Raw genomic sequence first — 20,180 nt, forward strand, 5'->3', positions numbered from 1 at the left:
CGTCGAGCGAACAGGCGCCGTCAACGCAGCGGGCCGGTGCCCAAAAGCGTCTTCTCGCCGAGGCGATACAACTCGTCATCGGCCTCCTCGCGAGAAAGGCCGTGCTCGAAGCACCAGATGAGGATCGCATCGCGCGGGACCTTGCACCACAACTCGCTCACGCCCGCCAACCGAAGCAGGCGCTGCGCCTCGCGCAAGTTGCAGCCGAGGCCAAAGGCCAGCATGACGGCATGGTCGTGGCCCGGGCGGCTCTTTCCGGAAAAGATGTCGTAGACAACAGTCGCGTTCAGCCCACTTGCGCGCACCACGTCAGAGCGGCGAATCCCGCGGCTTTCCAGCAACTCGTTCAGGTAGTCAGGCAGATCGCGTTCGATCGTCGTCCCCTCGGAGGCGAGGTATGCCTCCGGAGTCGACGAGGCGAGGAGCTGATCGAGCAGCTCCTCCGTTATGCGCTCCTTGCCGCCTTGCGGCACGTAGACCCCCTAGAACTTGTCCGTCATGATGTCGCCGCCGCCGCGCAGCTGCTCGATGACCTCGGGGATCCGCTCGAGCTCGTAGGGCGTCATCTGGTAGATCCAGTTCAGCCAGTTCCGGTACAGGAGGTTCGCGTGCGCGCGCCACGTGAAGATCGGCTGCTTCTCGGGGTCGTCGTCGGGGAAGTAGTTCTCCGGTACGCGAATGGGCAGGCCCTTGTGGAAGTCGCGCCAGAACTCGGAGCCCAGGGTGTCCCGACCGTACTCGAAGTGACCCGTCACGTAAACCTCGTGGAAGTCGCGCGTGGCGATGATCGCGGGGCCGCTGGTGAAGCCCTCGGAAAGAACCTGCAGCTCAGGGTGCTCGGCGAGCGCCGCGGTGTCGATCGCCGCGTGCCGGGAGTGCGGCATGTAGTGCACCTCGTCGAAGCCGTTGGTCAGGAAGTTGTACTCGTCGCAGAGCCGCTGCTTGAACACGCCGAAGAGCTTCGAGCCGAGCATCTTCTTTGGGATGCCATAGAGGTGGTAGAGCCCCGCGAGAGCGCCCCAGCACAGGTACATGGTCGAGAGCGCGTGCGTCTGCGACCAGTCAACGATCCGGCAAAACTCGTCCCAGTAATCGACGTCCTCGAACTCCATCTGCTCGACCGGCGCGCCCGTGATGATGAAGCCGTCGTAGTAGTTGTCCTTGAGCGCGTCGAACGTGTCGTAGAACTTGACCAAGTGGTCGGCGCTCACATGCGTCGCCTCGTGGCTGCTCACGCGCATGAAGTCGCAGCTCACCTGCAGCGGCGACTTCGAGATCAGGCGCAGGATCTGCGTCTCGGTCTCGACCTTGGTGGGCATGAGGTTGAGGATGACCACGTGCAGCGGGCGAATCTGCTGGTTGTTGGCGACTTCCTCCTCTAAGGCAAAGATGCGCTCCTGGTGCAGGGTGGCTTTGGCGGGCAGGCCGTCGGGGATGTTGATGGGCATGGGTGAATCTCCTGTGCGAACGCGAGAGGTACAGAAACCGAAAAAGCACTGCTTGTGGCGTCGACCGCGCGGCCGGGCCTAGCAGTGCCCCCGCATTCGCATCGTCATGGCGAGGGAAAGAAGAAAGTGCATGTGCGTCCCTCCAGCCAGAATCGTGTTTACCGCCAATCAGTATAGCAACGGCCGCGCACAATATCGCGTCGCCGAGCTGGCGTTATAGCTCAAAGCGATAACTACCCATCGATTATCGGTTTAAGCACGCCAAACGCCATCTGAAAACACCTTGCTATACTCGACTGGCTATGATTGAACTCGCAAACATAACCAAAGTCTTCGACGGCGCGTCCGGCTCCAACCGCGCGCTCGACGACGTCACGCTCACCATCGAGTCCGGGGAGATCTTCGGCATCATCGGCGAGTCCGGCGCCGGCAAGTCGACCCTCGTCCGCTGCATCAACCTGCTTGAGCAGCCCACGAGCGGCACCGTCCGCATCGACGGCCGCGACGTCACCGACCTGCGCGGCAGCGAGCTGCGCAAGCTCCGCGCCGATATTGGCATGATCTTCCAGGGCATCAACCTCTTCCAGCAGCGCACTGTGTTGGAGAACGTCGTCTTTCCCGCTACGCTCGCCAGCGCCGCCGGTCGCCTGAGCCGCGACGAGGCGACGACGCGCGGCCGCGAGCTCATCAAGCTCGTCGGCCTCGAGGGGCGCGAGGACTCCTACCCCTCCCAGCTCTCGGGCGGCCAGCAGCAGCGCGTGGCCATCGCCCGCGCCCTCATGACGCGGCCGAACACGCTCCTGTGCGACGAGGCCACCTCCGCGCTTGACACCCTCACCACGAGCCAGGTGCTCGACCTTCTTGCCCGCATCAACAAGGAGCTCGGCGTGACCATCGTGCTCATCACCCACTCGCTCGCCGTCGCTCGCCGCATCTGTGGGCGCATCGCCGTCATGGAGGCGGGCCGCGTGGTCGAGCAGGGCACGGTCGACCAGGTCTTCGGCAACCCGCAGGCAGATGTCACCCGGGCGCTGCTCCAGTTCGAGGGAGGTGCCCGCTGATGGACTTCAGCGCATTCATCGGTAAGTACGGCGCGCTCCTCGCGCAAGGCACCGTCGACACCGCCGTCATGGTACTCGCCTCGACCCTCGGCGCCTACATCATCGGCATCGTCCTCGGCACGCTGCTCACCGTGCTCGCGCCCGACGGCCTGAGGCCCAACCGCGTCGCCTACTCCGTCATCGGCTGGATCGTGAACATGGCCCGCTCGCTGCCGTTCATCATCCTGCTGCTGTTCCTCATCCCAGTGACCCGCGCCGTCGTGGGCACCACGCTCGGCGTCCCCGCCGCGGTCTTCCCGTTGATCGTCTCGGCCGCGCCGTTCGTCGCGCGCATGGTCGAGTCCTCCGAGGCCGAGGTCGACCGCGGGCTCGTTGAGGCCGCGACCTCCATGGGCGCCTCCACCTGGGAGATCATCCTCAAGGTCTACCTGCGAGAAGGGCTCCCGAGCCTGCTGCGCGGCCTGCCGATCGTCATCATCACGATTCTCGGCTACACCGCCATGGCCGGCACCGTCGGCGCGGGCGGCCTGGGCGACATCGCCATCCGCTATGGGTACCAGCGCTACCAGGACGACGTCATGATCGCCACCGTGATCATCCTCATCGTCATGGTCCAGGTCATCCAGACCCTCTGCAACCTGCTGGTGCGCGGCTGCGACAAGCGAATGCGCTTTTAGCGCATATACACCGAACTCAGCCTCTTTAATCGGAGCCAACGCCGGCCCCTCCGGCGACTCATACGTCATCTCACCCTCAGACAACATCAAAAGGGAAAGGATTTACTATGTCTATCAAGCAGCACCTCAAGCCCATCGCGGGCGTTCTCGCCAGCGCCGGCCTCGCGCTTTCGCTCGTCGCCTGCGGTGGTAGCGGCCAGGCGGCGTCTTCGAGTAACGGCTCGGGCAGCAACGCGTCGTCCGACAACGTGATCACCGTCGGCGCCTCCCCCTCCCCGCACGCCGAGATCCTGAACGCCGTCGCCGACGAGCTCAAGGCCGACGGCTATGAGCTCAAGGTCGTCGAGTACAACGACTACGTCCAGCCCAACGTCGCGCTCTCCGACGGCAGCCTCGACGCCAACTACTTCCAGCACAAGCCCTACCTCGACAACTACAACCAGGAGAACGGCACCGACCTCGCCAGCGCCGCGGCCATCCATTTCGAGCCAATGGGCCTCTACGCCGGCAAGAGCTCCGACATCAAGAACGTCCCCGACGGCGCGAAGATCGCCGCGCCCTCCGACGCCACCAACGAGGCCCGTGCGCTGCTGCTGCTCCAGGACCAGGGCGTCATTAAGCTCAAGGACGGCGCAGGGCTCGAGGCGACCGCGAACGACATCGCCGAGAACCCCCACAACATCCAGCTCGTCGAGGTCGAGGCCGCTGCCGTGCCGCGCTCCCTGCAGGACGCCGACTTCGCTGTGATCAACGGCAACTACGCGCTCTCCGCCGGGCTCGACACCTCCAAGACCCTCGCCTCCGAGGGCGCCGACTCCGAGGCCGCGCAGACCTACGCCAACATCGTCGCCGTCCGCAAGGGCGAGGAGGACTCCCCCAAGACCAAGGCCCTCGTCAAGGCCCTGACCAGCGACACCGCAAAGAAGTTCATCGAGGACCAGTACAAGGGCTCCGTCATCCCCGTGTTCTAGCCCCTCGCGCAGGCGCGCGGACCCACCCTAAGTGTTACGGCGCCCCCGACGGCAAAGCTGCCGCCGGGGGCGTTCTCGTGCTCAGGTCCTTCTTTTCGAGCCCCCTGAGCCCTTCTTGCCGCATCGTCGGAAAGGGTTCGTTCTCAGTAATTCCAGATTCTCGCGCCGTCATCCGACAGTTTCCCGGTGTCCTCTTCCGTGAAATAGCTTCGTAGGTGCGGGATGTTGAGCCTCACATACCCATAGCCTGCCGGAACGATGGTCCCTCGCTCGATGAGGCGCGCTCGGTAGGGAGCGCACTGCTGGGCGCTCTTTCCGATCGCCCGGGCCGCGCCTCCCGTAGAGGAGCGCCCGTCTTCGCCCACGCCATCGACGATTGCTTCTAGGTAGGCGGTCATCCCTGGGCCGAAATCGCCGACGGACGGCTCGATCACATTTGCCCGAAAATCGACGCGAGCCGACAAGTCGGCCTCGTCCACGAGCCCCTTGGTAACCGCGGTATGTCCTCTGGGATGACTCACGCCAGCAGCTTCAACCAGGTAATATCCGAGCAGCTGAATCAGGTACGGATACCCATAGCTGCATGCGCATAAATACTCGAGCTCCTCCTCTCCGCACGTCACAAAGCCGGTCAGGTCGAGCATCCCGGCAAACGCCGAACGGGTCTCGTCCACACCAAGGCTGCCGAGTCTGATGTCATACGCCCGTTGCATGAAGGTGCAGCCCTTATACGAGCTGATTTTTTCCTTCGCTCCGCAAAGTCCCGCGAGGACGAGCATGACGGGGAACCCCTTGCGCAAGGTCATCTGAACCGCCGCGCAGATGTTCTCCATGTCCGACTCGGGTATTTTCTGCGCCTCGTCGACGGTAATGAACACCCCGCCGCGCTTGCGCTTCTCGCTGGCAGCGGCGAGGACATCGGTCAGCGCCCGGCCATCGTATCGGTTGCTTTCCGAAATACCTACGTGACCCGCAGAAAGACCGAAGGCCTCGGGGGCAGCCACTCGCTCAACGGTCCTTTGGTCCGCGCCCGCCAGTCTGCGGACAATATCCTCGGATGCGTGGGCGGAGTGAACATCGACCGTTGTCCAGCCTGCTTCCCGAGCCGTGATCGAGAATTGCTCGAGCAGCGCCGTCTTTCCGCACCCACGGTTGCCCGTCACGAAGATGACGCGGTACGGGCTGTTTCCGTCGGCAATCGCATGTTTAACGATATTCAGCTCAAGGGATCGCCCGAAGAAATGTTGCGGCTTACCTCCGAACATGGGAGTGAACGGGTTCTGTCTAGGCATTTGGATACCTCGATTCATATAAAACCGCAGTTCAACGACAAGTATAACAAGTATACACATTGTCGAAGTATAACAGATATACACACGTAAGCCACTCTTCCCTCTGGCCCCTCCCAGGCCCTTCTCGCGTGCAAGACCTGCGGTTTTGCGCGATACTTGCAGCTATGACTACTACATTTGCCGAGCTCGGGCTAAACGAGCAGATCCTCGCCGGGGTCGATGCCCTCGGCTTCACCACGCCGACCCCGGTCCAAGCTGGCGCCATCCCCCACGTGCTCGAGGGGCGCGACATCGTCGCCTCCGCGCAGACCGGCACGGGCAAGACCGCAGCCTTCGCGCTGCCCACGCTTCAGCGAATCGCCGGAAAGAAGGGCCGCGGCCCCCATGCGCTCATCGTCACCCCGACCCGCGAGCTCGCCACGCAGATCGACGACGTCGTCAAGGTCGTGTGCGAGAAGACCGGTCAGCGCGCGGTCATCGTCATGGGCGGCACCAAGTTCGAGAAGCAGATCAAGCAGCTCGAGGCCGGCTGCGACCTCCTCGTCGCCACCCCTGGGCGCCTGCTCGACCTCATGGAGCACGACCACGTGAGCCTCTCGGGCGTGGAGGTCCTTGTCCTCGATGAGGCCGACCGCATGCTCGACATGGGATTCTGGCCGAGCGTCCGCCGCATAATGCACGCCCTGCCGGCCAAGCACCAGACGCTTCTCTTCTCCGCGACCATCCCGCCGTCGATCAAGAGCACCATCGACGCGCTTCTTTCCGACCCCGTCACCGTCGAGATCGCTCGTGTGGGCGAGACCGCGGACACGGTCGACGAGCACCTCTGCCCCGTGACCCAAGCACAGAAACCGGAGCTCCTTCGCGCGCTGCTCGAGACCGGCGGCGCCGCAGGCCAGAAACCCGAGCGCGTCCTGGTGTTCTGCCGCACGAAGCACCGTGTGGACGACGTGAGCAAGATGCTCAAGAACGCGCAGGTCAAGGTCGATGTCATGCACGCCGACCGCACCCAGAAGGAGCGCGAGCGCGCCCTCGAGCGCTTCCGCGACGGAAAGATCCAGGTGCTCGTGGCGACCGACGTCATGAGCCGCGGCATCGACGTCTCCGGCATCGACGCGGTCGTGAACTTCGACGTTCCGATGGACCCCGAGGACTACGTCCACCGCATCGGCCGCACCGGCCGCGCGGGCGCCACGGGCCACGCCTACACCTTCGTCGGCCCCGACGAGATCAGCCCCCTGCGCGAGATCGAGTACTTCACAAAGAAGCTCATCCCCACGTGGGACCTGCCCGGCTTCAGCTACGACGCCGGCCGCATCGTCCCGCAGGAGGGGCGCAGCACAAAGAAGCCCATGCGCACGATGTTCTCCGGTTCCCGTGCGCGCGGACGCGGCATCGGAGGCGGCCGTTACGGCCGGCACTATTAAACATGCCGCTCACGCAGGCAAAAGCACGATGACCTGGGGACGGGCGCGAATCTTCCGGAGCTGATCGGACAATTCGCGCCCGTCCTTACCATGTCGCTGGCATCCCCGACTCCCCAGAAAGGCAACCCATGAAGCAAGCACGCCCCTACCCAAAGCTCATCGTCACGCGCAAGGCCGCCCGCGCCCTCAAGGCCGGGCACCCCTGGGTGTTCGAGGGGGAGGTGATCGAGGCCGAGCCATGCGCAAACGGGTCGGTGGTCGACGTCTTTGAGGAGAACGGAACCTGGCAGGGGGCGGGGCTTCTTTCCCAGGAGTCGAAGATTCGCGTGCGCATCGTCACGCGCAACGCGAACGACCGCCTGGACGAGGCGTTCTGGGCCCGGCGCGTGGCCTACGCATGGGAGCACCGCAAGGTCGCTATGGGCGGGTGTGCGCTTCCCGGCTGCGAGCCGGACACCAACGCCTGCCGCGTCGTGTTCTCCGAGGCGGACGGTATGCCCGGCCTCATCGTCGACCGCTACGAGCACGTGCTGGTCTCCCAGGTCGGCACCGTCGGCATGGAGCTACTCCGCCCCATCATCTACCCGCTGCTGCTCAAGGTGCTCCAGGAAGACGGGCAGGATGTGCGCTGCATCTACGAGCGCAACGATTCCCCCTCCCGCGTGAAGGAAGGCCTGCCGCAAACGAAGGGCTGGTGGGACGGCCAGGGCGCCGAGGTCCCCGACACCCCGCGCATCAAGGTCGTCGAGAACGGCCTGTCCTTCGACCTCGACATCGAGAACAGCCAGAAGACGGGCTTCTTCCTAGACCAGAAGTACAACCGACGCGCCGTCCGGCAGATCGCCGGCGGGCGTCGCGTGCTCGACTGCTTCTGCCACGTGGGGCCCTTCGGCCTAAACGCCGCCGCGGGCGGGGCCGACTTCGTGCGCTGTGTCGACGTCAGCCAGACCGCCATCGACCTCGCCGCCGAGAACGCGCGCTTGAACGGGCTCGACGATCGTATGGACTTCACCTGCGCGAACGTCCTCGAATACCTGCCTGAGCTGCGAAAGGGCCGCGCTCGCCTCCGTGAGGAGGGCGGCCCCTTCGACCTTATCGTGCTCGACCCGCCCGCGTTCACAAAGAGCCGCGGCACCGTAAAGCACGCGGCGCGCGGCTACCGCGAGATCAACTACGAGGCCATGCGCCTCTTGCCGCGCGGAGGGTACCTGGCCACTTGCAGCTGCAGCCACTTCATGACGCGTGATCTGCTCGCCGAGGCCATCGCCGACGCTGCGCATCAGGCGAACGTGCAGCTCAAGCAGGTCGAGGAGCGCCAGCAGGCCCCCGACCACCCCATCCTTTGGGGCGTCCCGGAGACTCACTACCTCGACTTCTTTGTGTTCCAGGTGGTTTAGGCGGTATGTAAAGGACGGGTACGAGCTCCAGCGATTGCTTGCTCGTACCCGTCCTCTTTTCTGCGGACTCGATTTGCCGCGCCTGAGGCGTTGTCCGGCTAGAAGCTGACCTTCGGGGCCTGGCGCGCATCGGCGTCGGCAGCGAAGCCCTGCTTGGGCGCGCGCCCGCCGGCCACGAGGCTGCCGGGGAAGGTCTGGATGGCGTTGTTGTAGTCCATGACCACGTCGTTGTAGCTCTGGCGAGCATAGCTGATACGGTTCTCGGTATCGGTGAGGTCTGCCTGGAGCTGCTGGAAGTTCGCGTTGGCCTTGAGCTCGGGGTAGGCCTCGGCGACAGCGAGAAGCCCGCGGAGCGCCCGGGTGAGCTGACCGGACGCCTCCATCTTCGCCTCGGGGGTAGCCGCGGAGGCGACAGCGGCGCGGGCGCTCGTCACGGCCTCGAGGGTGCCGGACTCGTGGGAGGCATAGCCCTTGACCGTCTCGACGAGGTTGGGGATGAGGTCGTTGCGGCGCTGAAGCTGAGTGTCGATGGTCTGCCAGGCGTTGTCGCACTTATTTGCAGCTCGGACGATGCCGTTGCTGAGCGAAATCCATGCAACAGCGAGAACAACGACGACCACGACGACGAGAATCACGATGAGCATGGCTTCCTCCTTGGGCGGGGGCAGGCGATATGGCGGAGGAGGAGGGATTCGAACCCTCGGTACGGGATTACCGCACGACGGTTTTCAAGACCGCTGCATTCAACCACTCTGCCACTCCTCCGTTGATGCAAGCTCTATTATCCTACCCCATGTGACATGTTTCCGACGACGAGAGGAACCGATGACGGTACGCAACGACGCACAACCGGTGGCCGAGCCCACGCTCGAGACAAAGGCCGAGGTAGAGCCCACGATTAGGCGAGCCGCCTTATCCGACGAGGACTACATGCGGATGGCGCTCGACGAGGCGGCGCTCGCCGCCTGCGAGGGAGAAGTGCCCATCGGGGCCGTCGTCGTCTGCGACGGCGAGGTCGTGGCGCGGGCGCACAATCGGCGCGAGACGGACCTCGACCCCTCCGCGCACGCCGAGTTCTCGGCGATGGTCGCGGCGTCGCGCGCGCTCGGGCGCTGGCGCCTCACCGGTTGCACGGTCTACGTCACGCTCGAGCCTTGCCTCATGTGCGCCGGCCTCATGGTCAATGCGCGCATCGACCGCTGCGTCTACGGCGCGCCCGACCCCAAGGGCGGCGCGCTCGGCACTCTCTTTGACGTGAGCCATGACGAGCGCCTCAACCACGAGTTCGAGGTCAGAAGCGGTGTCCTCGCCGACGAGGCCGCGACGCAGCTGCGCTCCTTCTTCCGCGCCCGCCGCGCCGCCGCCAAGCGCCCACCAACACTGGGTGACAGTCATTGCGTGCAGCTTTCTGGGACACCCATCATCCGGTGACACCCATCACGCAATGACTGTCACCCAGTGCAGCGTTTTTGGGACACACATCAGCCGGTGACAGTCATTGCGCGCGACTTCCTGGGACACCCTTGCGCGCGCAATCGCGCAACCGCGCGACTGCCACGGCCCGCGCCGTCCCCGCGGCCGGCGTCAGCGCCGCGCGTGCCGGCGGCGAATCGCCCACGTGGCCGCGCCGGCGACCACCGCGATGTCGGCAGCGCCGACGGCGATGCGCACCCAAGAGCTGCCCGTCTTCTTTGCCGGGCGCACGTACCCGACGTCTTGGGACGCGCGAGCGTTCAGCCACGTGTAGAGAACGTCTTTAGCTGCCCGGCGAAGGTTCGTGTAGTAGCTCAGCGCGCGGGTCTCGCTCGCCGATCCGCTCGCCGTCGAGAGCTCCTCCGCCGTGAAGCCGTACTTGAACTGCCCGTTGCGGAAGACGCCGTCCATGAACAGGTCGCCGCCGGCGCGCAGCATCTGGTCGGCGTTCATGTACTGCTGATGGTCCGCATAGTCCGTGATCACAGCGCCTTGGAAGCCCCATTCGCCGCGCAAGACGCCCGTGAGCAGGGCTTTATTGCCACCGGACCACGTCGCCCCGATGCGGTTGTACGAGCTCATGAAGCCCGTGGCGCCGCCCTTCTCGACCGCGATCTTAAAGGGCCGCAGGTACACCTCGCGCAGGGTCTGCTCGGTCAGCCACTCGTAGAGCGAGTCGCGGTAGGAGTCCTGGTTGTTCAGCGCGATGTGCTTGATGAAGCAGTACGTCCCCGTCTGCTTCGCTCCGGTGACGATGGCCGCGGCGAGGTTGCCCGATACGAGCGGGTCTTCCGAGAAGTACTCGTAGTTGCGCCCCCCGACCGGCGTCCTGTGGATGTTGACGCTCGGGGCATAGAGCCCGTCGACGCCGATGGCAGCGGCTTCGCGCCCGAGCTGCCGGCCGTACTCGCAGGCCAGCCCATCGTTCCAGGTCTGGGCGATCACCGATCCGCTTGGATAGCCGACGCCGGTCGCGAGCTGGTTGAACGACCCGACCTGGGAGGGACCGTCGACCTCCTTGGTCAGCGGCTTGCCCACCTGGTCGATCGAGGAGGTGGAGATGTAGCCGTGGAGCACGAGCCGGCTCATCTCGTCGACCGTGAGGTTGTCAAGAAGCTCTTCCCACCCCTCGGCGTTGTAATCCTGGCCGAGCGCGCGGCCGAAGTCGGTCAGCCGGCCGTCGTCGGCGATCTTATGGGCGGCCTTATCGCCAGAACCGCGGGACGCGACATAGGGCCGCTGCCCAACGATCCCCTGGTACTCGGCCGCATCCGCCTCGACCGCCCGCTCGTCGTAGAGGTTCAGCGCGGCGACGTTGTCCGCGATCTGGCGGTCGGGGTCGCACTTCGCCGGGAAGGTGGCCGCGAAGTCGCCGCGCGAGAGCCAGGTGATGCCGGCGCTCGAATTCGACCCGTCGATCGAGACGCCGTCCACCGTCGCGTCGCCGGTGAAGCGGTTCTGGACCGCCGCGCCCGTCTGCAGGTCGTCCGCGCACTGGATGGTCTTGGGCACCTTGAGCTGTGTGGTCGCGAAGTCGCAGCCCGCGACCTCGTGCGCATTGTGCTTGAGCTCGACGGTATACGTCCCGGCGTCAAGTTCATAGCCCGCGAAGCCGTCGGTATTCTTGTCGTAGCAGTCATAGCTGGCTACGTCGTCCATGGTGAACGAGAGCTCGACGTCCTGGCTCTCGCCGGGCTCGAGGAGCTTGGTCTTCGCGTACGCCACGAGCATGGTCGAGGGTTTCTCGATACCGCCCTTCGTGTACGGAGGCGTGCAGTAGAGCTGCACGACGTCGCGCCCGGCGCGCGCGCCCGTGTTCGTCACCCGAACGGTCGTCGAGTAGGCGGTGTCGCGCGCCGCGCGGGAACCTTGCCCGTGGGTGCGAGACACGACCTTCCAATCGAAGGTCGTGTAGCTGAGCCCGTAGCCGAACGGGTACTGGACGACACCTTCATAACCCGTGCCGTGGCGATTGGCCACATGGTCCCAATAACCCTCGGCGTCCGCCGTCTCGTACCAGCGATACCCCACGTAGATGCCCTCGGCATAGTCCACGAAGCGCAGCGAGTCGTACTCCTCGTCGACGCCGATGTTGGGGTTCTTCGTGCCGTCGGCAGGATACAGCCCGCGGCTGTTCGTGTAGAGTCCCTCGCCCATGGCGCCGGCATTCGCCCAGCTCGCAGCTGTAGAGAAGTCGTAAGCGAAGGTGTCGGTGGTGCGCCCGGAGGGGTTGATCTCCCCCTTGAGCGCGGCGACGACGGCGTCTGCGCCGACCTCGCCCGTGGGCCCCGCGAGCAGCGTCGCGTCGATGCCGGGAATGGTCTCGAACTCGCCGAGCTCCATCGTGTTCGTCGAGTTAACCACGACGACTGTGTGCGCGTAATGGGCGCCCACATAACGCAAAAGCCCGATCTCCTCGCTGGAAAGCTCCAGGTAGCCGCACGTCGCGTCCATTGTGACGTCCCAGCCGCGCGCGCTGATCTTGTACTGCTTCGTCGGGCAGTCGATGCTCTCGCCCGCAGTGCGCCCGATGACGACGATGGCCGTGTCGGAGTAGCTCTCCGCGTTGGAAAGAAGCTCGTCCGAGTAGCACGACTTGTCGTAGACGCTCGGCTCGTACAGGCGGCAGAACTCCGTCGAGCGGCTGTTCAGCGCGCCGGCAGACTTGAACGCGCGCTCCCCATGGAAGTCCTTGTACATGTCCGCGAGCTGCTCGTTGTACTCAATCCCGCCGTCCTTCAGCGCGGCAAGAAGCCCCTTCGCCTCGCCGCTCACCTGGCCGGAGCCGGAGCCGGAAGCGACCCACTGCGTCGAGGCCCAACCAAAAACGTTGACCTTCTTTGTGGTCGCGGGCAGAGGCAGGGCATTGTCCTCGTTGCGCAGGAGCACAATTCCCTCGCCCTCGATGCGGCGAGCGAGGTTGCGGCCATCCTCCATGACGGCGGCCTTTTGATCCTCGGTGATGTCAACGGACCCGGCACCCAGATAAGCGTCGATCGTGTCGCCGAAGAGCAGCATCGCGACGTTCGCGGCCGCCACGGCGGCGACCACGGCAACGGCCCCGGCGCAGCCGGCGACCTTGAGCACCTGCTTTTTTGTGGGGCGCCTCACGGTGCCGGCCTACTTACTCGCCTTGTCGAACTCGTCTTTGAAGGACGAGAACATCTTTCCCATGCGCCCGATCTGCTTGCCGACCGCACGGGCGGCCTGCTCGGAGGAGGGCTTCTTTGCGGCAGGCTTGGCGGTCGATTTGGCCGTCTGCTTGGAGGAGGGCTTGGCGGAGGGTCGCTTCGGCCCAGAGCCCGCGCCGTCAGCAGAAGGCACCTTCTGGCCTGCGGCGGATTTATTCTTTTTTGCATCGTCCTCAACCGGCGCGTACGTCGTGGGCTCCGGGCGAGAGGCGCGTTCCTCCGCGCCGGCTCGCAGCTTGCCCTCGGGCGCGCTCACGCGCACGTCCGCGGCGGGCACCGTCGGGCGCTCAGGCTCGGCGTCCTTCTTTGCCTTAGGCTCGTCTTCCGCGGTCGCGTCCTCGATCGCGCGCTTGGCGCGGCCGAGCATGCGTCCGAAGGCATAGGAACCCTTATCGACGGCCTCGCCGGCGGCCTTACCCGCCTTATGCGCAGCCTCAGCGCCCTTGACCTTTGCCTTCGCGTAGCCCTCGCCGACCTTTGCCGCGACGCCGCCGTTGAGCTCGATGTCCGCGGCAGCGTCATCGACGATCATGCGGCCCTTGGAGTAGCCGCGAACCATGGACGCCGGGATCTCGAACGAGCCCACGAGGGCGCGCGCCATCCCGCCGTCGCCGACGAAAAACCTGGCGACCTTGCCGGTCTTCGTGTTGTACTCGGCGTCCGAGACGTAGCCGAGCTTCTTTCCGCCGACAGTCTGGGCATCCATGCCCGCCCACATGACGCAAGAGTCCCAGTCGACTCCAAGGCGCTTGCGGGCCGCGTCATCCATGCCGTCGTCCTCGCGCGACACGCACAGGCCCCCGTCGTCGAGGACCCGGAAGGAATCCCACGCGAGGAAGACGTCGGGGCGCTTGACCATGCCGGCGATGTCAGGCCTAGTCACGAGGAAGCCAACGACCTCCCGGCCGTTCGGCGAGAAGACCGCCATGTGGACCTTCCCCAGCTTGCTGAGTTTGACCTCAGAGGGGTCGGCGCCTTTTTTCTTCTTGGCCTTCTTTGGAACGTAGACCTTGCGGCCGTAGAGGTCGTTGATCTTGAGCAAGGTTAGGCCTCGTCCTTCTCGGGCTCGACGACCTCGACGTGGACGGCCTCGGCCGGGGCGCTGCCCTGCTCGGCTGCGATGTCGGCCATCGAGACGACCTTGTCGGTGACGGTGTTCACGGCGTCGTTGACCTGCGAAGAAGTCTGAGCGACGACATCCGAGAGGGAGTCGCGGAGCTGGTCCATGCGCTCGCGGGCGGCGTCGACCTTGGCGCGCAGCTCGTCGGCCTTCGCATCGACGGTCGGGCGGAAGCCGGAGACCTGCTCGCCCACGGCATCGCCGGCGCGCTCGTAAGTATCGACGGCAGAGTCCCAGGCATCGTTCATGGCATCGGCGGCCATGGCGCGGCTCTCGGCGCCGGAGCGCGGCGCGATCATGATGCCGGCGACGACACCGGCGGCCGCGCCGAAGATGCTGCCCAGAACGAATCCAACGGTCTTCTTGCTCATGGAGTCCTCCTTGGAAAGAAATGCTATGACGTCAGATACCTCATACCCGGCCTTGTCGCCGGGCGCACCGGTATCGGGTGGGCGTTATCGAACGAGCCGGGGGCGCGGGACATCGCCTAGGCCCCAGTCGTCGACGGGAGCCGCGGGAGGCTCATCGACGGGCGCGGCGGTTTGCTCCGAGGGCGCGGGGGTGGACGGCGCGGCGGCGGGGTCGAAGGTGACGGGCTCGGGTACATCGTCCTGCGGGGCGGCCGCAGACTCGCCGGAAACCGGAGTCACCTCCTCGGGGCCCGCTGCGACAGCGGGCTCGACCGGCGCGTCCGTGGGCACAGGCTCAGCTACAACAACCTCGGACACGGGTTCCGGCTCGGCGACCTCGGGCGCAGCCTGGGCGTCAACCTCGGCCTCGGGCGCAGCCGGGGTGTCAATCTCGGCCTCAGGCGCGTTGACCTCAGCCTCGAGCTCCGTCGACACCGGCATAGGGTCCACCGTCACCTCTTGGTCCGATTCCACAAAAGGTTCGGCCTCCCGCGCCGGCTCCTGATCGTCTTTCTGCTCCGGCTCGGTCATCGGTTCAGCCGCTGCGGGCGCCGCCGCCAGAATAGCCTCGACCTCAGCTTCGTCGACGACATGCCTATCGTTGGAAGCGTCCGTGCGCGCGGTCTCGGAAGGCGCCGCGGGCTCGGTCGCCGATTCCGGCGAAGGCTCCGCCATCGGCGCCGCGGCCTCCATTGGCTCCGCCGCGCCCTCGGTCACGGAAACAGGCTCGTCGCCAGCCGCTGTCTCCGGCGCGATCTCGCCATCCTCGGGTTCCGGATCCCGCACGGCGACCTCGGGTTTCTTCTCGACCGGGGGCAAGCTTCCCACCAGGGCGACGAGGCCCTTGGCGATGGCGTCGGCGTCCGGCCTCGGATCGCCACCGCCCGAGAACGCCCACTGCATGAGCCAAGCGGCGCTCGAGAGCGCGCCGACCACGAGCACGTCGTCGACGCACTTCAGCGTGATCTTGTAAGTGCGCTCCCCGACCTCGGTGGTCTGGCCGCAGGCGATGTCTCCCGCGATGTCCGTGCGGGCGAGCAGCTCGACGGTCACATGCTCGAGCAGGTGCGCGAGCTCGGTGTTGCCCATCACATCGCCAAAGACGCCGGACTCATCGCCCAGGCACACGTGGTCGCGAAGTTCGGGCATGACCTGCCACACGCGGGTCGTGCCCTCGAGGTCCTCGATCGTCATCAGGGGCGCGTTGGCCGCGAGCTCGACGGTGGCCTCAAGGTTCTTCGGGCCGACGACGACCTTCTTTATGTCAAACAGCTGAGCCATTCCGGCCCCTCTCGATCAAGCCCGGCGAGCGGGCGTGGCGCAGGTCCCCCCATTGTAGTCAACCGACGCCCTTACTATCTATTCCTTATCGGCGGCCGCGCCTTTATCGGCATCCTCGGCGCCCGGCTCCGCAGGGAACTCCTCAGGTTCCGGGGCGGTCACGCGCAGCAGGCTCACGCGGCGGCCGCGCATGGACTGGACGCGGAAGGTGTAGCCATCCTTCGTGAAGACGTCGCCGGGGTGCGGGACCTTATCGGCGAGCTCGAGGATGTAGCCGGCGATGGTCTCGTACTCCTCATTGTCCTCCACAGGCCAGCCGAGATCCATCGCGTCATCGAGCGCAAAGCGGCCGTCGACGAGCCAGTCGCGGTCCGAGAGCTTGGTCAGGTACTTGTTGTCCGGGTCGAACTCGTCCTCGATCTCGCCGACGATCTCCTCGACGATGTCCTCGATGGTGAGCACACCGGCGGTTCCGCCGTACTCGTCAACGACGATGACCATCTGGTCGTGGCTCGTCTGCATCTCGGAGAGCAGCGGGATGATGTCCTTGGTGTCAGGGACGTAGGTCGCGGTACGGACGAAATCGGCGACCGAGGCCTCCCCCTTACCCTCGTCGAGGATCGGGGTGATGATGTCCTTGATGTGGGCGATGCCGATCACGCGGTCGACGGAGCCGTGGTAAACGGGGATGCGGCTATAGCCGGTCCGGCGCATGATGGCGAGGACGCGGTTCAGGGTCGACGAATCCTCGACCGAGGTCATGTCGACGCGCGGGATCATGACCTCGCGCGCGATGGTGTCGCCGAGGTCGATGACGTCGTGGATCATCGACTTCTCCTCGTCGGAGAGCTCCTCGGAGTCGGTGACCATATATTTGATCTCCTCTTCCGAGACGTCCTGGCGGTCGTCGGCGGACTTGATGCCCAGCAGGGTGGAGAGGCCGTCGGCCGATTTCGAGGTCAGCCAAACGAGCGGGGAGGCGATGCGCATGAAGCCGCGAATGGGGCCGGCGACCGATTTTGCGACGGACTCGGCATCGGAGAGGGCGATGCGCTTGGGCACCAGCTCGCCGATGACGGTCGAGAAATAGGCCACGATGAGGGTGATCGCCACGACGGCCACGTTGCCCGCGATGCCGGTCGGGATGCCGAAGCCGATGAGCAGCTCCGCAAGCGGGTCCGAAAGGCTCGTCGCCGCGAACGCGGAGGAGCCGAAGCCGACGAGCGTGATGGCGACCTGGATCGTGGCAAGGAACTGACCAGAGTCGGACGAAAGGTCGATCGCGCTCTTCGCGCGCTTGTCCCCCTCGTCCGCCTCGGGCTCTAGGACAGCTCGCTTCGCGTTGACGACGGCCATTTCCGAAGCGGAGAAAAAGCCGTTCGCGAGGGTGAACAGGAACGTGACGATAATGCTAATGGCTACGTCCATGCGCTGTTGCGCGACCTCCTTGGGTCGATGGTCAGATTCACCGCGGCTAGACGTTGGGGCCGGCGGTTTTAAATTACAGATTTTACCAGCAGTCTGTGCGTATGTTGTTTCATACCCATTGCCACAGCGTCAGGCGTTCATCTGGGCGGCAACGGACATTGTGCCCGGCAAGGGATGCCCGTCGATCGTCCCTTTTGCACAAAAATCGATTCGGGCCACGTCAGCGCTCGTTTTCTACGCAAAAATCGATTCGGGCTACGTGTTTTCGATGCCCGCAGTATCGTTCGTTGCCATCGTGCGGACAAAACCGCAGGATTCGAATTCCAGGAGCCAGCTAGAGGGCGTAAAACGCGTGGCCCTAATCGATTTTTGCGCACGGGACTAAACTTCTCGTAGCCCTAAGCCAGTTTCGTGCAGACCAGTCGCCCGCGAAGAGGCTCCATACGTTCGCGGCGCGCTCTGCAGCGTTGCCCGAAAGGCCACCCACCGTCGGCACTCACGTGGGTATGGTTGGCACCAACGTGCGTTGCATCACGCGAATACACTCCGACGAAGGAGGCATCATGGCAGCAAAAGCACCAGAGAGCGTGAAGAACGTGGTCCTCGTGGGCCAAGGCGGCGTGGGCAAGACCATGCTGGCCGAGGCAATGCTTCACCTGACGGGCCGCACCACCCGCCTGGGAGGCCACGCCGGCACCAAGCCCACGCTGGACTATGACGGCGAGGAAGGCGAGCGCGGATTCTCGATCTCCACCTCGATCGCGCCCGTCGAGTGGGAGGGCACCCGCATAAACGTGCTCGACGCACCGTGCTACCCTGATTTCGTCGGCGATGCCTATGCCGCGATGAGTGCTTGCGAGACCGCGTTGTTCGTGGTCGATGCCGCGAGCGGCCCGGGAACCGTGACCACGCGCCTTTGGTACGCGGCCGAGGACCTCTCGCTCGCACGCGCCATCTTCATCAACCGCATCGATCGCCCGGATGCCGACTACGACCTCGCGTTCGCCACGCTGCAGGAGCGCTTCGGCAACAAGCTCGGCCCCGTGACCATTCCCATGGGTTCGGGCGACTCGTTCGAGGGCGTCATCGACATCGTCCACATGAAGGCGCGCCACCTCGTGGATGGCAAACCCGTCGTCTCCGAGATTCCCGATGCATACGCTCAGGCAGCCGAGAATGCCCGGGCCCAGCTCACCGACCTCGTCGCCGAGGCCGATGACGAGATCATGATGAAGTACCTCGAAGGTGAGGAGATCACCCAGGAGGAGCTTGAGGGCCTGCTGGCCAAGGCGGTCGCTGAGCGCGTCTTTGTCCCCGTGTTCACCGGCAGCTGCGTGCGCGAGGAGGGCGTCGTCTCCTTCATGGACGCCGTCGTCTCGTGGTTCCCGACCATGGCGGACTTCGGTCGCATCCCGCTGGTCAACGGCGAGCAGCTCGACATCTCTCCTGACGACGATCGCCCCGTGGTCTTCGCCTTCAAGTCGCTGAACGATCCCCAGAACGGGCGCCTGAGCTTCCTTAAGGTCCTGGCCGGCACCATCACCCCCGGCATCGAGCTCACGAACGCCCGCACTCGCAAGTCCGAGCGTCTGGGCCACCTCTACCTCATGTGCGGCAAGGACACCACGGATGTCGCCTCCGCCGCAGCGGGCGACATCGTCGTCGTGCCCAAGCTCGAGGCGCAGACAGGCGACACCCTCAGCGTGACGGGCAAGGTCGAGGCGGCGGCGTTCCGCTTCCCCAACTCGCTCTATCGCATCGCCATCGAGCCCGACAAGCGCGGCACCGAGGGCAAGCTCTACGCCTTCCTCGAGAAGTCGGCCGATGCCGACCCGACCCTCAAGGTCGAGCGCGACGAGGATACCGGCCAGACCGTCATCTCCGCCATCGGCGAGGCACAGGTCAGTGTGCTGCTCGACCGCCTCGAGGCGCGTGCCGGCGTGACGGCCCACACTGTCGCGCTGCGCATCCCGTACCGCGAGACCATCCGCCGCGTCGCCTCCGCCCAGGGCCGCCACAAGAAGCAGACCGGCGGCGCCGGGCAGTACGGCGACTGCTGGCTGCGCGTCGAGCCCAATCCCGGCGCAGGCTACGAGTTCGTCGACGAGGTCGTCGGCGGCCACATCCCGCGCGGCTTCATCCCCGCCATCGACAAGGGCGTCCAGGAGACCATGAAGGACGGCGTCCTTGCCGGTTATCCCATGATCGACGTAAAGGTCGCCGTGTACGATGGCTCCTACCACCCGGTGGATTCCAACGAGATGGCGTTCAAGACCGCCGCGCGCATCGGCTTCCAGAAGGCCATCGACCAGGCCGAGCCCGTGCTCCTCGAGCCGATGGCTCACCTCTCGATCACCGTGCCGGACAGCTACGCTGGTTCCGTGATGGGAGACGTCTCGGCGAGCCGCGGACGCGTCGAGGGCATGAGCGCCGGAGACGGCGCTGCCGCGGGCACGACCACGATCGAGGCGACCATCCCATACGCCGAGGTCACCGACTATGCGACCCGTCTGCGTTCGCTCTCCCGCGGTACCGGCGAGTTCGAGCTTGAGCTTTCCGGTTATGAGCAGGTTCCCCACGACATTCAGCAGAAGCTCGCTGCAGACTACGCCGCCCGCCGCGCCACCGGCGAGAAGTAGGACCTCGACGCCTTCGACAGTAAGCTCACAGCTCCATCCACGTTCCGCCCCGTTCGTCATCGATAGCGCCGGCCCCCGGAATAATCCGGGGGCCGGCGCTTCCGTCCACCTGGAAAGGGGGCGCCTATGGCGACTCCGAACCTCATAGTCGGATACGAATCGGCCCTTGATTACTGGCGGGCAGTCCGTGCCGCCGACATCGAGCCCGACCTTGATCCCACTAGCGGGAAGGTCATCGGCGCGATGCCGCTTGCGCTCGCGCAGCGCGCTGCCCGCGGGATCGCGGCGTGTTGCACTGAGCCGCCGCTGCAAATCGTTGTTCCAGACAAGCATCACCGGCACAATTGCCCCGCGATTGAAAACAG

Annotated in this window: 17 protein-coding genes and 1 tRNA gene; 8 read left to right on the forward strand and 10 right to left on the reverse strand. The window is 65.3% G+C overall.

Annotated elements, in window-relative coordinates:
- Positions 1-20: 20 nt before the first annotated feature.
- Both ACT84W_RS01915 and ACT84W_RS01920 read right to left on the reverse strand, forming a co-directional pair.
- Positions 21-473, reverse strand: a complete 453-nt coding sequence (locus ACT84W_RS01915) for a helix-turn-helix domain-containing protein (RefSeq protein WP_444328015.1) — start codon at positions 471-473, stop codon at positions 21-23.
- A 9-nt stretch (positions 474-482) separates the two neighbouring features.
- Positions 483-1,448 carry a homoserine O-succinyltransferase gene (locus ACT84W_RS01920; RefSeq protein ID WP_444328016.1) on the reverse strand — a complete coding sequence of 322 codons (966 nt, stop codon included), beginning with the start codon at positions 1,446-1,448 and terminating at the stop codon, positions 483-485.
- A gap of 302 nt (positions 1,449-1,750) precedes the next feature.
- Here ACT84W_RS01920 and ACT84W_RS01925 point away from each other — a divergent pair, with 302 nt between their 5' ends.
- From ACT84W_RS01925 to ACT84W_RS01935, 3 genes are all read left to right on the forward strand, one after another.
- On the forward strand, positions 1,751-2,509 hold the full coding sequence (locus tag ACT84W_RS01925) for a methionine ABC transporter ATP-binding protein (RefSeq protein ID WP_417575801.1): 759 nt from the start codon (positions 1,751-1,753) through the stop codon (positions 2,507-2,509).
- Positions 2,509-3,186 carry a methionine ABC transporter permease gene (locus tag ACT84W_RS01930; protein WP_417575800.1) on the forward strand — a complete coding sequence of 226 codons (678 nt, stop codon included), beginning with the start codon at positions 2,509-2,511 and terminating at the stop codon, positions 3,184-3,186. The genes ACT84W_RS01925 and ACT84W_RS01930 overlap by 1 nt, the downstream gene beginning before the upstream one ends.
- Positions 3,187-3,293: 107 nt before the next feature.
- A complete protein-coding gene (locus ACT84W_RS01935; protein WP_444328017.1) occupies positions 3,294-4,157 on the forward strand; it encodes a MetQ/NlpA family ABC transporter substrate-binding protein in 864 nt (287 codons plus the stop codon).
- Between the two features lie 143 nt (positions 4,158-4,300).
- Here the strand turns inward: ACT84W_RS01935 and ACT84W_RS01940 are convergent, their stop codons facing one another.
- A complete protein-coding gene (locus tag ACT84W_RS01940; RefSeq protein WP_444328018.1) occupies positions 4,301-5,449 on the reverse strand; it encodes an ATP-binding protein in 1,149 nt (382 codons plus the stop codon).
- Between the two features lie 164 nt (positions 5,450-5,613).
- Here ACT84W_RS01940 and ACT84W_RS01945 point away from each other — a divergent pair, with 164 nt between their 5' ends.
- Positions 5,614-6,876: a DEAD/DEAH box helicase gene (locus ACT84W_RS01945; RefSeq protein ID WP_444328019.1), complete on the forward strand. Its 1,263-nt coding sequence runs from the start codon at positions 5,614-5,616 to the stop codon at positions 6,874-6,876.
- A gap of 128 nt (positions 6,877-7,004) precedes the next feature.
- A complete protein-coding gene (locus ACT84W_RS01950; protein WP_417575796.1) occupies positions 7,005-8,273 on the forward strand; it encodes a class I SAM-dependent rRNA methyltransferase in 1,269 nt (422 codons plus the stop codon).
- Between the two features lie 98 nt (positions 8,274-8,371).
- On the opposite strand, the gene ACT84W_RS01955 is transcribed toward ACT84W_RS01950, so the two are convergent.
- Both ACT84W_RS01955 and ACT84W_RS01960 read right to left on the reverse strand, forming a co-directional pair.
- Positions 8,372-8,917, reverse strand: a complete 546-nt coding sequence (locus tag ACT84W_RS01955; RefSeq protein WP_417575795.1) for a LemA family protein — start codon at positions 8,915-8,917, stop codon at positions 8,372-8,374.
- 30 nt (positions 8,918-8,947) lie between these two features.
- Positions 8,948-9,038: transfer RNA gene (locus ACT84W_RS01960), tRNA-Ser, on the reverse strand.
- A 60-nt stretch (positions 9,039-9,098) separates the two neighbouring features.
- On the opposite strand from ACT84W_RS01960, the gene tadA reads away from it, so the two are divergent.
- A complete protein-coding gene (tadA, locus tag ACT84W_RS01965; protein ID WP_444328020.1) occupies positions 9,099-9,704 on the forward strand; it encodes a tRNA adenosine(34) deaminase TadA in 606 nt (201 codons plus the stop codon).
- 153 nt (positions 9,705-9,857) lie between these two features.
- On the opposite strand, the gene ACT84W_RS01970 is transcribed toward tadA, so the two are convergent.
- The 5 genes from ACT84W_RS01970 to ACT84W_RS01990 form a co-directional block, all read right to left on the reverse strand.
- Positions 9,858-12,857 carry a glycoside hydrolase family 3 N-terminal domain-containing protein gene (locus ACT84W_RS01970; RefSeq protein WP_444328021.1) on the reverse strand — a complete coding sequence of 1,000 codons (3,000 nt, stop codon included), beginning with the start codon at positions 12,855-12,857 and terminating at the stop codon, positions 9,858-9,860.
- Between the two features lie 9 nt (positions 12,858-12,866).
- Positions 12,867-13,979, reverse strand: a complete 1,113-nt coding sequence (locus ACT84W_RS01975; RefSeq protein ID WP_444328022.1) for a PRC-barrel domain containing protein — start codon at positions 13,977-13,979, stop codon at positions 12,867-12,869.
- A 2-nt stretch (positions 13,980-13,981) separates the two neighbouring features.
- Positions 13,982-14,428: a YtxH domain-containing protein gene (locus ACT84W_RS01980; protein ID WP_417575791.1), complete on the reverse strand. Its 447-nt coding sequence runs from the start codon at positions 14,426-14,428 to the stop codon at positions 13,982-13,984.
- Between the two features lie 84 nt (positions 14,429-14,512).
- Positions 14,513-15,748 carry a cyanophycin synthetase family protein gene (locus tag ACT84W_RS01985; protein ID WP_444328023.1) on the reverse strand — a complete coding sequence of 412 codons (1,236 nt, stop codon included), beginning with the start codon at positions 15,746-15,748 and terminating at the stop codon, positions 14,513-14,515.
- A gap of 78 nt (positions 15,749-15,826) precedes the next feature.
- Positions 15,827-17,176 carry a hemolysin family protein gene (locus ACT84W_RS01990; RefSeq protein ID WP_444328024.1) on the reverse strand — a complete coding sequence of 450 codons (1,350 nt, stop codon included), beginning with the start codon at positions 17,174-17,176 and terminating at the stop codon, positions 15,827-15,829.
- Between the two features lie 563 nt (positions 17,177-17,739).
- Here ACT84W_RS01990 and ACT84W_RS01995 point away from each other — a divergent pair.
- A complete protein-coding gene (locus tag ACT84W_RS01995) occupies positions 17,740-19,815 on the forward strand; it encodes an elongation factor G (protein ID WP_444328025.1) in 2,076 nt (691 codons plus the stop codon).
- A 126-nt stretch (positions 19,816-19,941) separates the two neighbouring features.
- A partial coding sequence (locus ACT84W_RS02000; protein WP_444328026.1) for a hypothetical protein occupies positions 19,942-20,180 on the forward strand: 239 nt, incomplete at its 3' end.

This window comes from Paratractidigestivibacter sp. (genome assembly GCF_052362415.1).
GTDB lineage: Bacteria > Actinomycetota > Coriobacteriia > Coriobacteriales > Atopobiaceae > Paratractidigestivibacter.

Coding starts and splice junctions, on each gene's coding strand:
- ACT84W_RS01920 (WP_444328016.1), bottom strand. CDS start 1,448: ATGCCCATCAACATCCCCGACGGCCTGCCCGCCAAAGCCACCCTGCAC.
- ACT84W_RS01925 (WP_417575801.1), top strand. CDS start 1,751: ATGATTGAACTCGCAAACATAACCAAAGTCTTCGACGGCGCGTCCGGC.
- ACT84W_RS01930 (WP_417575800.1), top strand. CDS start 2,509: ATGGACTTCAGCGCATTCATCGGTAAGTACGGCGCGCTCCTCGCGCAA.
- ACT84W_RS01935 (WP_444328017.1), top strand. CDS start 3,294: ATGTCTATCAAGCAGCACCTCAAGCCCATCGCGGGCGTTCTCGCCAGC.
- ACT84W_RS01940 (WP_444328018.1), bottom strand. CDS start 5,449: ATGCCTAGACAGAACCCGTTCACTCCCATGTTCGGAGGTAAGCCGCAA.
- ACT84W_RS01945 (WP_444328019.1), top strand. CDS start 5,614: ATGACTACTACATTTGCCGAGCTCGGGCTAAACGAGCAGATCCTCGCC.
- ACT84W_RS01950 (WP_417575796.1), top strand. CDS start 7,005: ATGAAGCAAGCACGCCCCTACCCAAAGCTCATCGTCACGCGCAAGGCC.
- ACT84W_RS01955 (WP_417575795.1), bottom strand. CDS start 8,917: ATGCTCATCGTGATTCTCGTCGTCGTGGTCGTCGTTGTTCTCGCTGTT.
- tadA (WP_444328020.1), top strand. CDS start 9,099: ATGACGGTACGCAACGACGCACAACCGGTGGCCGAGCCCACGCTCGAG.
- ACT84W_RS01980 (WP_417575791.1), bottom strand. CDS start 14,428: ATGAGCAAGAAGACCGTTGGATTCGTTCTGGGCAGCATCTTCGGCGCG.
- ACT84W_RS01985 (WP_444328023.1), bottom strand. CDS start 15,748: ATGGCTCAGCTGTTTGACATAAAGAAGGTCGTCGTCGGCCCGAAGAAC.
- ACT84W_RS01990 (WP_444328024.1), bottom strand. CDS start 17,176: ATGGACGTAGCCATTAGCATTATCGTCACGTTCCTGTTCACCCTCGCG.
- ACT84W_RS01995 (WP_444328025.1), top strand. CDS start 17,740: ATGGCAGCAAAAGCACCAGAGAGCGTGAAGAACGTGGTCCTCGTGGGC.